The 10697-nt window shown below is 34.1% G+C and carries 11 protein-coding genes; 6 read left to right on the top strand and 5 right to left on the bottom strand.

What is annotated here, in order from left to right; translation table 11 throughout:
- Nucleotides 1–195 precede the first annotated feature (195 nt).
- Both HCG49_RS18190 and HCG49_RS18185 read right to left on the bottom strand, forming a co-directional pair.
- Complete coding sequence (locus HCG49_RS18190; RefSeq protein ID WP_168470905.1) at nt 196–642, bottom strand: T9SS type A sorting domain-containing protein; 447 nt, start codon at nt 640–642, stop codon at nt 196–198.
- Between the two features lie 24 nt (nt 643–666).
- Nucleotides 667–1314 carry a hypothetical protein gene (locus tag HCG49_RS18185; RefSeq protein WP_168470904.1) on the bottom strand — a complete coding sequence of 216 codons (648 nt, stop codon included), beginning with the start codon at nt 1312–1314 and terminating at the stop codon, nt 667–669.
- Nucleotides 1315–2336: 1022 nt separating this feature from the next.
- Here HCG49_RS18185 and HCG49_RS18490 point away from each other — a divergent pair.
- From HCG49_RS18490 to HCG49_RS18780, 6 genes are all read left to right on the top strand, one after another.
- Entirely contained in the window at nt 2337–2615 is a 279-nt protein-coding gene (locus HCG49_RS18490; protein ID WP_205764443.1) for a hypothetical protein, read from the top strand.
- Nucleotides 2616–3128: a reverse transcriptase domain-containing protein gene (locus tag HCG49_RS18485; RefSeq protein WP_317167524.1), complete on the top strand. Its 513-nt coding sequence runs from the start codon at nt 2616–2618 to the stop codon at nt 3126–3128.
- Nucleotides 3129–3371: 243 nt separating this feature from the next.
- Nucleotides 3372–3560, top strand: a complete 189-nt coding sequence (locus HCG49_RS18890; RefSeq protein WP_410489001.1) for a group II intron maturase-specific domain-containing protein — start codon at nt 3372–3374, stop codon at nt 3558–3560.
- 322 nt (nt 3561–3882) lie between these two features.
- Nucleotides 3883–4143 carry a hypothetical protein gene (locus HCG49_RS18790; protein ID WP_317167522.1) on the top strand — a complete coding sequence of 87 codons (261 nt, stop codon included), beginning with the start codon at nt 3883–3885 and terminating at the stop codon, nt 4141–4143.
- A 15-nt stretch (nt 4144–4158) separates the two neighbouring features.
- A complete protein-coding gene (locus tag HCG49_RS18785) occupies nt 4159–4740 on the top strand; it encodes a reverse transcriptase domain-containing protein (RefSeq protein ID WP_317167521.1) in 582 nt (193 codons plus the stop codon).
- Between the two features lie 103 nt (nt 4741–4843).
- The gene (locus HCG49_RS18780; protein WP_317167523.1) at nt 4844–4915 is read left to right on the top strand and encodes a hypothetical protein; all 72 of its coding nucleotides are present in this window, start codon (nt 4844–4846) and stop codon (nt 4913–4915) included.
- A gap of 491 nt (nt 4916–5406) precedes the next feature.
- Here HCG49_RS18780 and drt3b read toward each other — a convergent pair whose 3' ends face one another.
- The 3 genes from drt3b to HCG49_RS18160 form a co-directional block, all read right to left on the bottom strand.
- The gene (drt3b, locus tag HCG49_RS18170; RefSeq protein ID WP_168470903.1) at nt 5407–7566 is read right to left on the bottom strand and encodes an antiviral reverse transcriptase Drt3b; all 2160 of its coding nucleotides are present in this window, start codon (nt 7564–7566) and stop codon (nt 5407–5409) included.
- Entirely contained in the window at nt 7566–9047 is a 1482-nt protein-coding gene (drt3a, locus tag HCG49_RS18165) for an antiviral reverse transcriptase Drt3a (RefSeq protein WP_168470902.1), read from the bottom strand. Before drt3a ends, drt3b begins: the two co-directional genes overlap by 1 nt.
- A 238-nt stretch (nt 9048–9285) precedes the next feature.
- Entirely contained in the window at nt 9286–10353 is a 1068-nt protein-coding gene (locus HCG49_RS18160) for a hypothetical protein (RefSeq protein ID WP_168470901.1), read from the bottom strand.
- Nucleotides 10354–10697: the final 344 nt, after the last annotated feature.

The raw sequence follows: 10697 nt of genomic DNA, 5'->3' as shown, positions 1-10697 counted from the left end.
GAGAGGAGCGAGGTAATCCTAATTGTTTTCAATGGATACTTAATTGAGAAAACAAAAAAGACGATAGGCGATAGCCTGTATCGGATGCAGTTGAGCACCGACCCCACGTCAGGATCACCGAGAGGAGCGAGGTAATCCTAATTGCTTTCAATGGATACTTAAACAATCCTAATATGAAACCTCAATTAATAGGTGCTACTTTATAATAATCTTACGTAATGCATTAGCATAAGGCGTTTCCAATAAAACGGCATATACCCCAGATGGTAATCCGGAAAGGTCAAAAGGAATACTATATTCTTGTTGTCCTCTAGCTTTTTCCGAAGCCATAATAGCATTGTTGGCAAAACTAAATACCTTTAAACTTATTGCTTCCCTCTCTGTAAGGCTTACGTTTGCGGTAAACTTTCCAGTTGTGGGATTGGGGTATAGGATAAAATCATCAATCTGTTGCTGATTGTTTTTGTTGGTTCCATCGATATCTGAAGCTGATTTTTCCAATACAAGTACTTTTTTTATCTGTCGGGCAACGCAATTTCCCCTACTTGTTTCTATCCCAATTTCATATTCTCCAACTTCGTTAAAGACTATTTGCGCCTGATCCTCATCCGTATATACGGCTTGAGGGGTGTACTCCGGCATTAGATGGCGTAGCCATCCACTCGACTAGAGTGCGTTTAATTTGTCGTTCAATGATTCATCTAGGTTCTTTAAATCTTCATTATAAAGCGATATTAAACGAAGGTTTTTAGACTTATAAAATTCCATTTTTTCACGTTTCCTTTGTTCATAAAGCTGATCACCTTCTAACCCCCAATATTCAATATAACAATCATATTTCGGTAAATAGAAATCTGAAACAACCATTAATTCTCCATTATGAAAAATTTTTTTCTCATAATCATGTTTAATTCCTTGTGAAACCAGCCATAAATCAATGATTAATTCTGATTTTGATCTGACTCGATGACCATCACATGAAATTAACCTACCTTGGCCACCATAAAAATCTGCCAGAGAATTATCATGGCCTGCTTCTGCATATTGAACAGCATCCGAAATAACTTTTTTCAATTCATCTTCAGACCATCCACAATATCTTAGACTGAGCATATTATTCATAATTGCTATACACCTTACAACAATTTCTTCAAAGTGTCTCTTACCCTTTATATACTTCTTTGACTTGTATAATTTATTGAGCTCTGTATTTAGGAGTCCCTTTCCTTCGTGAGCTTTTTTTATTGATAATTCTTTGTATACGGTGGAATAGTATTGTGGGTATTTTTGTGGTAAGTGGAAGGGATGTTTCATAAAAGTACTCTAACGTTCTTGTATATGGTTTCGTTTTAAGTAAGGCGGCCGCAGCGAAGCAGTTTTGCCCACTTATCCGCTACATTTTAGCAATATCTCGATAGCAAAATAGCGGAGGACGCCGAAACAATGTCTCAAATTAGGAAATATATTGTTTGCAAGAAAATTTTTCAAAACGCTATACGGCAAAATGAACCATATACATTGTGTGCCCAGCATGGGCATCTTTTATTTACTGCAAAGTAGATAATTAATCTAGAGGGTGCAAGTCCCTATTTGGCAGGGCTAATGCCTTGAACCATTAGTGAGCTGCAAAGTTGCTAGTTGTGAAGCTAGGACTGAAGGAGTCAGGACTACAAAACTCGGTAATGACGAACAGGAACCAGATATGAGGCTGTGAGGATGGATGAGCAAGCACAGTTCATTGTGAAGTCCGAAACACTTTTAAGTAAATGCCGAAGCAGTAGATCTGGCAGGAATCGAGGGGAAAGCAGATGTCATTACCTGGGGAGGTCTCCAAAGTTAGGTGTAGCTAAATGGAGAAGTCAGCAGAGGTCGGTGTGACACGAACAAAGTGTGAAAATACTTTGGTGCTGTTTAAATGATGAGGGTAGGCCCTGGGAGTCAATGTTCAGGCGTGGGCTTCAAACTGCCTTTATGTTGCTGGACTTAAAAGGTCTGGTGAGAAGCGATAAAGGAAAAGGCATCCATATAGATGTCAAGTATGTTATAGAGAGACGGACGAAAGTAAACTATTGAAGAAGCGTCGAAAGCTGATTAGATGGTGTCGAAACCAAGGTCTCGACTTTGCCTTGGGATAAAAATGGAAGAGGAACCTGACTACTGCTTCCGTGGCATCCGGCGTAAAGATAGCGTGAATCTATTATGGGCATTTAAACGGAACGTGAGAACGTGTCGTCTCGATGTAAAGGGAAACCCTCAAGTGGGAGACCCACAAGAGCAAAAGTACCGATGCGAGGCACGCGGGCGGAACATCCCGTAGTAGTGTTGAAACTTTTGTAATGGAGTTGGAGCGAAGGGGATGTATTATTCAGTTTTATCACAAAGAAAACTATGGTCATACCATAGGAGGTACCGAAATGATTAAAACAAAACCATTTAGTATTTCAAAGTTTGTCGTACAAAAAGCCTATGAGCGAGTAAAACAAAACCGCGGTAGTGCTGGAGTGGATGGCTTGAGCTTGGAAGATTTCGAAGAGGATCGTAGGAATCATCTATACCGATTATGGAATAAGATGAGTTCCGGTAGTTATATGCCTTCCCCAGTATTACAGGTATAAATACCAAAGAAAGGAGGAGGTGTACGGCCACTGGGAATACCCACGACAACTGATCGTATCGCTCAAATGGTAGTCACACTGAGTCTGGAGCCAAAGATTGATCGTATATTTCATAAGGATTCTTATGGATATCGACCGAATAAAAGCGCAATAGAAGTAGTAGGGTTAACCAGGAAAAGATGCTGGAAGTATGATTGGGTCTTGGATCTCGATATCAAGGGATTCTTCAACAATATTCCACACGACCTGCTGATGAAAGCAGTGCGAAAACACACCCAATGTAAATGGATTTTACTTTACATTGAAACGTGGCTCAAAACACCTGTAAAGAAATCCGATGGAACTTTTGCAGAAAGTACAAAAGGGACGCCTCAAGGGGCTGTAATTAGTCCGCTGCTTGCCAACCTCTTTTTACATTACTGTATGGATGAATGGTTACGGATTAGATATCCGGCCTGTCCATTCGAGAGATATGCTGATGATGGTGTGATACACTGCAAAACAGGAGCATAAGCGCGGGAATTAAGGGAGAATCTGGAAGAGCGATTGAAAGCTTGCGGACTAGAACTTCATCCGGAGAAAATAAAGATTGTTTACTGCGGAAAGGAAAGTCGAAACAAGTCCTATCCAGTTATTGCATTCGATTTTCTATGCTATACGTTTAGAAGACGAAAGGCCAAAACAAAGCAAGGATATTACTTTACCAGCTTTCAACCGGCCATAAGCAATAAGTCCAAAGTGGCGATACGCGATAAAATGCGCTCTTGGAAGTTGCACAGAAGAAGGGGTAGTGATTTGAAAAGGCTGGCTTCCATCATTAATCCTGCCTTGAGAGGCTGGATCAATTACTATGGAGCCTTCTACAAATCGGAACTCTATAAAGTGTTGCGTCATATGAACAAGCTACTGATAAAGTGGACTACTCGAAAATACAAAAGGTTGTGAAACCGAAAGGTCAGGGCAATAAAATGGATAGCTGAGATTTCCAAACGAGATCCAAATCTGTTTGAGCATTGGCGTTACGGTGTACGGCCGTTGGTTGAATAATAACAGCCGTGTAAAGGGACATCTTTACGCACAGTTGTGTGAGAGGTTTGGACTGAAATGTCCTTATCTACTCGACTAGTAGCCAACCACCTGATAGGTTGGTGAAGGACTGAACGATAATGGTCCTTAATAAACCACGGAGCAGTTTTACGTTACGGATAGGCTTCCAGTAAAACAGTAGCCATGGATTAAGCGGGACAGCGAAACAATTTTAGTGTTAATGATTAAACGTTTAACAAGTAAAAAGAACCTTAACTACGCCTATTTACAGGTATACCGCAACAAGGGTGGTGCAGGAGTGGACGGAGTTTCCGTAATGGAACTTAAATCCTTGCTCCGAACCCGTGCCAAGCGATATACTCAAAAGATAGAACGGGAGACTTATCAGGTGTCCCCAATACTGGGAATTGAAATACCCAAGAGCAACGGCAAGAAACGGATGCTTGGCATTCCCACCGTTGTCGACAGGGTGTTTCAATAAGCATTACATCAAGTATTGCAGCCCATATTTGAAATGGACTTTCAAAAGCACAGTTATGGGTTCAGACCACAACGCAATGCTCATCAAGGGGTCGCACAAAGCCTAAAGAATATTAATTCAGGGTACCAGTGCATAGTAGACATCGATTTAAAGAGTTTCTTTGACGAGGTGGAACATTATGTGCTCTTGAAACTGATATATAAAAAGGTGAAATGTAGACCAACGATGAAGTTGTTGCGATCATTCCTAAAGGCACCGATACTGATTGACGGAAAATTACACAAACGTAAAAAGGGCGTCCCGCAAGGTTCGCTTCTACGTCCGGTCCTATCCAATATCCTGCTCAATGAACTGGATAAAGAACTGGAAACGCTCGAACATCGTTATGTTAGATACGCTGATCATTTCAGTATCTATGTCAGAAGTAAAAAGTCAGCGAAAAGGGTAGGTAACAGTATCTACAAGTTTCTACGTGACAAGCTCCGACTGCCAATAAATAGAAAGAAAAGTGGCAAACGTAAACCTTTGGATTTTCAAGTATTAGGGTTCGGTTTTTACCAACTTATAAGAAAGGAGAAAAAGGCAAATATCAGCTAGTGGCCGACCCGTCAAAGTGGAAAGAATTTAAAACAAACCTAAATACCTGACCAAAAAGTCGATACCCGCCAGTTTTGAGGAACGTATTTTACGCATCAATCTGTTGGTACGAGGGTGGATTAATTACTTTAAGCCAGCATCCATTTATGCCAAGCTCAAGAAGTTGGAAGAATAGTTACGGAACCGCCTGCGGTATTGCTTTTAGCATCATTGGAAGAAACCCGAACGGAAACGGAAAAACCTGATCCGTCTGGGCATTGATCAAGATCAAGCCTACGCATGGAGTCGTACTAGAATGGGGGGATGGGCTGTAACCCAAAGCTCAATACTGTGTACTACAATCACCGTAAAACGGTTAAAGAAGAAAGGTTATGTTAGTTTATTGGAATACTACAAACGTTAAGTTTCATTATCAAACCGTCGAATACGAGACCCGTAGGTACGGTGGTGTGAGGGGTGCACTCCGGCATTAGATGGCGGAGCCATCCACTCGATTGGCAGTAGGTGTTTTGTTAATTCTTCTAAATATTAAAAAGGTAGCGAAATCTCCAGCTACCTTTTTGTTGTTGTCCTCTATTACCGAGTATTGCCTCTGCAAGTGTGTGAAAATAATTATATCTAACATAAATGCTTAATATAACCTGGAGATTGGCATTGGCATTATTGTTAAGAGTAAACTTCTTGACTCTTTTTGTTTTCTAATTCTTTAGCTAAGTTAAACCTTTCCCATTTAGTAAACCAATATTTATGCTTTTTATGAAATTGGATTAATTTTCTAGTTTCAACTAGAGCACTTTTATAATCTGCTAAATTTTTACCGTCTCGATATAAGTACAAAATTTTAGCTTTAATTCTTAAACCTAAAAATGGGCAAGCAAATAAGTCTAACATTAAATGAGCTATTTCAGATGATTTACCTCTCTTTTCACTTGGGTAATCTTTTATATAATCATAAGTATAAACAATTAAAGCATCTTTTATTAGAGGAAATTTCTCTGAATATCCTATGTAATAAAACAAGACAACAATTGAAAAATAGTTTAATGTATTGTCATTAATGATGATTTTATCTACACCTTTTTCTTGTGAAGCATTTAGGAATTTCATTAATATTTCTTCTGGTAATCTATACTCTTTACCTAAATCTCTTAATAGTGTAAGTAAATAAAGAGATTCTACTTGTGCATATTCATTTAAGGAGTTTTTCTTTAAAATAAAACTTGATTCATCAAGTATTTTTTTGAATACACGTTCTCTATTATTTTGACTAATAATATATTCCTTTGACACTTTGCCTTTTTCTTTAAACAGTTTAATTATTTTAGAAAGAATAAGACTCACTTTAATTGTTGAATTTACTCTTGGTGATACTGAATAAATGAAGAAAATAAAATCTATAATACCTTCGATGTGTGAAGTAAACAAACTTTCCGTTTTTCTAAGTTTTAACAAGTCAGATTTAGAGAACGCTTCTTTATCATTTTCTTCAAGATATTTAAAATATATTTTTTCAAAAGAAATCAAGTTTTTTTCAATTTTACTCGAAAGAAGAGCTAAGCTGTAATTCAAAACATCTTTATAATCAACTTGAGATTCTTTTATGATTATTTTGTAACGTGTTGCTAATTTATTAGGATTAAATGATAATTCAAATTTGTGATTTAGTAAAGAAACTTCATCATCGTCATCTTTCTTGTCTATTTCCTTTTCTTCTATTTTCGTTATTTTAAATTTAGGATTTTCAGAAAATAAATCAATAATTTTATTTTTAGCAATTGTTATTTCAGTTATAATTGGTTTGTTATATTCTTCTGCTTTAGAATTATTAATTGATAATTTATATTTTTTTAATTCGTGTTTAAGTAATTTTAATATTTCGTCTTTTAAAACGCTATCATCACAGAACAAGAAATAATCATCAACATAACGATACATTTCATAGTCTACTTTAAGTAAATAATTATTTTCTTTTAACTTTTTCTCTATTGTTATATCTATTTTTTGTAAAATAATTTCAGCAAATATTCTAGAAAATTCTGGGCCTATCAAGATACCATTGGTTTCTCCGTAATTCGCATATTGTATAAATTTATCGAATTTTCCTGTAAAGGTGTTTTTAGAACTATTTACGTTTTCTTTTACAACATCTAAACCTAATACAGCCCAAGAAATTGAATGAGTATAAATACTGTCAAAGCACTTAGAAATATCAAATTTAAATAAATGATTGAATTTCTTTTCTGCTCTTTGATACCTATAATGTTCGAAGAATTGATAGATGTTAGTGTATTTGCCGTAAGAAAAAAAAGTTTTTAAGCTTTCATATTCTTTCCCACTTAGTTCTAAAAAATCAGAAACCTCACCTTTATTTGTTTGATGAAGTTTGTCATTAAAGAAAGTAAACTTAGCTACATTGTCCGGTTTTCTTATACTATAATTACTTAAAGAACAAGAGTAAATAATGGATTCTTTATATTGTTCGTAAAACTCTATCAATTCTAATTGGTTTATTGGGTGAACTAATGCAAGTTCTCTAAAGTCTTTTTCTTTATGACTTATTCTATAAGTAAATGGAATTTTTCTAGTATTCGGATTTGAAATATTTGTAGAAAATAAAATTTTTAAAATTATTTTAAAAGCATCAAAGTAATCATCCTTAAAATTTGTTTTATACTTAATAGTACTATTTTTAAATTCTAATTCATTATTGACTAGGAACCGATACAAATATCTGTTTGAAAATGTAATTGGCACCTCATATGGTAGTACGTCAGAAATAATAGCTCTTTCTTTGGTGTATTTTATATGTTTTTTCTTTTTGCTCATTACTTCCAAATAGATTTAATCACTTCAAACTTGTTCGTTGCTCTTTTGAATTTTTTAAAATAAAAACTTGTTTCTCTTGGGTTTAGTCTAAAAGAATAAAAGTTTTTTTCTTTATTATTAAATCCTTTTTGGAAACTATATTTCTGCAATAAGAAAAGTTTCAATTTTATTTTATCAATCCCAATTTTAGGAGGTGGATTTAAATCACGTAATGCTGTAGATAGTTTTTTGTCTAATATTTTTAAACTATTATATGTAACCTTATTTAGTTTCAGCATTTGATTAGAGTAATAGACGCCTGACTTTACATTTCTTTTATTATTGTTAAGATGGAAATTTCCAGTAAGGAATTTTAATCTCGCGATTAAAATATTTCTAGCTTCTTTTTCGTTATATTTTGAATTTTGATTATAGTTTGCGACTGATTTTTTTAATCTCTCGCTATACCTTTCAATTTTATTATCTGAAATTTCAAGAAGTAACTGAAAGTTTGATTTATTATCTGTTGTTTCAGTTCTTTTTAAATTAAAACAATAGCGTAAGTAGTTAAAGGATTTATTATAGTTGCCATTTTTTGGTAAGTTGATTGTTTCTGTTTTTGAAGCTTCTCCATCACTACCATCTTTAAGAGTAAGATTGTTTTTAACGCAAATTATATTTTTTATTTCATATAAATAATCTCTTTTTGTTGATTCTGTTTTAGGGCAAATAATAACAATTATATCATCAACATAGCGTGCATAATAAATTACATCCTGTAATGCTTTAATCTCATTATCTATATCTCGCATATATAATTCAGATAAATATGCGCTAATCCCAATTCCTCTTGGTACACCTTTTCCTAATGGTATTTTAGTTTTGTCTTTTTTATCCTCAAATTCATAAAAAAGTTTTTTTATTAATTTTTTAGAAAATGGAGAAAGTAAAGTGTTGTTCTCTATTTTTTTAAAAAGCTTATCTTGAGGAATGGACTCGTAAAATGATTTTATGTCAGTCTTTATAATTATTTTAGGAAACCCATCGGAAGCAATATTAAAAATTTGCTTTATAATTTTATTTCTATCCGCTTGTATAACTTTAAAAGTCTTATATATATTTTGTTGGAGTTGTTTTACAGCATAGTATGAAGCAGGATCATTTTCAACAGTATAAACTTCTTTTGTTGAATTATATACTATTTTGAATTGAAAAGGAGTGTTTGGGCTGTTAATTATATTAGAATAATCTTCAAAAATAGATAGTCTAATTTCTTCTTTTTCATTATTAATTTCCTCTAATCTTTCAGCAAAATCGTCTAATTCTTCTAAAGTTAGTATTCTGATTTTCTTTAGATTTGACTTTTCACCAACAGTATTTTTAAATTCTTGATGTTTATTTAAATATTCTTGAGAAAAGTGAGATTTATCAAAATTACCTTTTCGGTTTTCTTTTAAAAATAATTTATTAAAATTACTACTGGAAAAGGATTGGTCTAACATTATTTTTCTGATTGTTTTTTTGAATTCTATTTATTTTCTTCACTTCCTGCCAACGGTTTTGTATATGATACGTAGCGTATAAATGGACGCTAACTTTTCAGATTATACACGAGCCGTATTTTTATGTTTTGTTTATTCTAAAAGCCAAATTTAAAAATTTAACGGTCTTTGCAAATACACAATAACCTCTCGGAAAGCTTGTAATAACTATGTTTTATATATGTTGTTGTGCGTAGTGCTATCCCACAATCTTGTCGTCAATCTGCTGTTTTATCCTTGTCAACTCGTTCAAATGTTTATTGTCGTCTTTGAAATATTCGTTGTATTGTTTCTCTATGTCATCGGCGTAATGAATACAATGGAATTCGATTTCGCTAATATTTTTTCTTATTGCTGCAGATTCAACTACTAATTGGCGACAAATAGGTTTTTCATAACCAGGATAATCTCTCAATTTCGTTGCGGTTTTCAAGAAAGGCAACAACAAATTATCTGAAACTATTCTAAAGTTAGTTCCTTCGTTGTTCAGTTTGCATTCTTCTAAATAAGCAAAATATTGAGTTGTGAAGTTGTTAGCTAATTTTACCCAATCATATTCCATATAGGTTTCGGGAAATTCAATTTTATAATAATCTACCATTTCTGAACAGATACTTAAAAAGTTATTCGCTCTATGGGCAATTTTTCGTTGCTCTTTAACCTTAAAATCTATATGAGATTCGTATTTTGTTTGTAGTTCTTTTAAACCGTCAGAATAAAAATCAAAGATGCTATAAATGTTCAAAAAAGTCTTTTCCCATTTTTCATCACTTGAGAAGTTGGTTCGAATCGCTTTATAAATGGATAATGGGTCCATATCGATTATTCGCGTAAAATTTTTGTTGGCGGTAAAATACATTGTATTCATTTCCGATGGCGATTCTTGTTCTTTCTGATAGTATTCTTTTAGCGTGTCGCCTTGAGAAATTATAGTGTCTTTTGTAGATTTGAAATAACTGCTTAGTAATTTTAATTTATCACGCAATTCTTGCTGTTCTTCTTGCTCCCTTAAATGTTTTTCTTCAAGAATTTGTTGTCTTTGTTCTAATAGACCGAAAAAAACAAATAGGATTGATAAAAAGGCTAAAATTCCACCAATTAAAGTTCCATAAGCTGAAACGATATTGTTTTTATTTTCAAAATCTATGTTTAAAAAAGACCAATCTTCGGTTTCGGATATTACGTCAATTGTAAATAGGAATATTAGTAAAACAATAATTATAGTTAGTCCGACTAAAATATTCTTATAGAGTTTGATTTTATTCACAGGTGATTTGATTAGTCCTTAATTTGATTTGCAGAAGGATTTTCCTGCATTACGTACAACGTTCCGGCTATGAGCAGTTGGGGTTTTAAGCCCTAACTTTTCGGTTTAGCATTTACTTTCGTTTTGGGTAAAACCTTTTGTTTATTCACTTTTGCCCCCAATTGCTTATAGCCATTGTGTGTGCCCAGCATGGGCATCTTTTATCTACTGCAAAGTAGATAATTAATCTAGAGGGTACAAGTCCCTTATGGGCAGGGGTAACGCCTTGAACCATTAGTAAGTCGCAAGGGTGGTAACTGCGAGGTTACATCTGAAGGAAGCGAGACTACAAAACTCGGTACTGA

Source organism: Arenibacter sp. 6A1 (genome assembly GCF_012272855.1).
Lineage (GTDB): Bacteria > Bacteroidota > Bacteroidia > Flavobacteriales > Flavobacteriaceae > Arenibacter.
This window is presented reverse-complemented; position numbering and strand designations above follow the sequence as displayed.

What these genes read in the sequence shown, in the direction of transcription:
- HCG49_RS18890 (WP_410489001.1), top strand. Translation starts at nt 3,372, where the DNA reads ATGCGCTCTTGGAAGTTGCACAGAAGAAGGGGTAGTGATTTGAAAAGG.
- HCG49_RS18185 (WP_168470904.1), bottom strand. Translation starts at nt 1,314, where the DNA reads ATGAAACATCCCTTCCACTTACCACAAAAATACCCACAATACTATTCC.
- HCG49_RS18790 (WP_317167522.1), top strand. Translation starts at nt 3,883, where the DNA reads ATGATTAAACGTTTAACAAGTAAAAAGAACCTTAACTACGCCTATTTA.
- drt3a (WP_168470902.1), bottom strand. Translation starts at nt 9,047, where the DNA reads ATGTTAGACCAATCCTTTTCCAGTAGTAATTTTAATAAATTATTTTTA.
- drt3b (WP_168470903.1), bottom strand. Translation starts at nt 7,566, where the DNA reads ATGAGCAAAAAGAAAAAACATATAAAATACACCAAAGAAAGAGCTATT.
- HCG49_RS18190 (WP_168470905.1), bottom strand. Translation starts at nt 642, where the DNA reads ATGCCGGAGTACACCCCTCAAGCCGTATATACGGATGAGGATCAGGCG.
- HCG49_RS18490 (WP_205764443.1), top strand. Translation starts at nt 2,337, where the DNA reads ATGGAGTTGGAGCGAAGGGGATGTATTATTCAGTTTTATCACAAAGAA.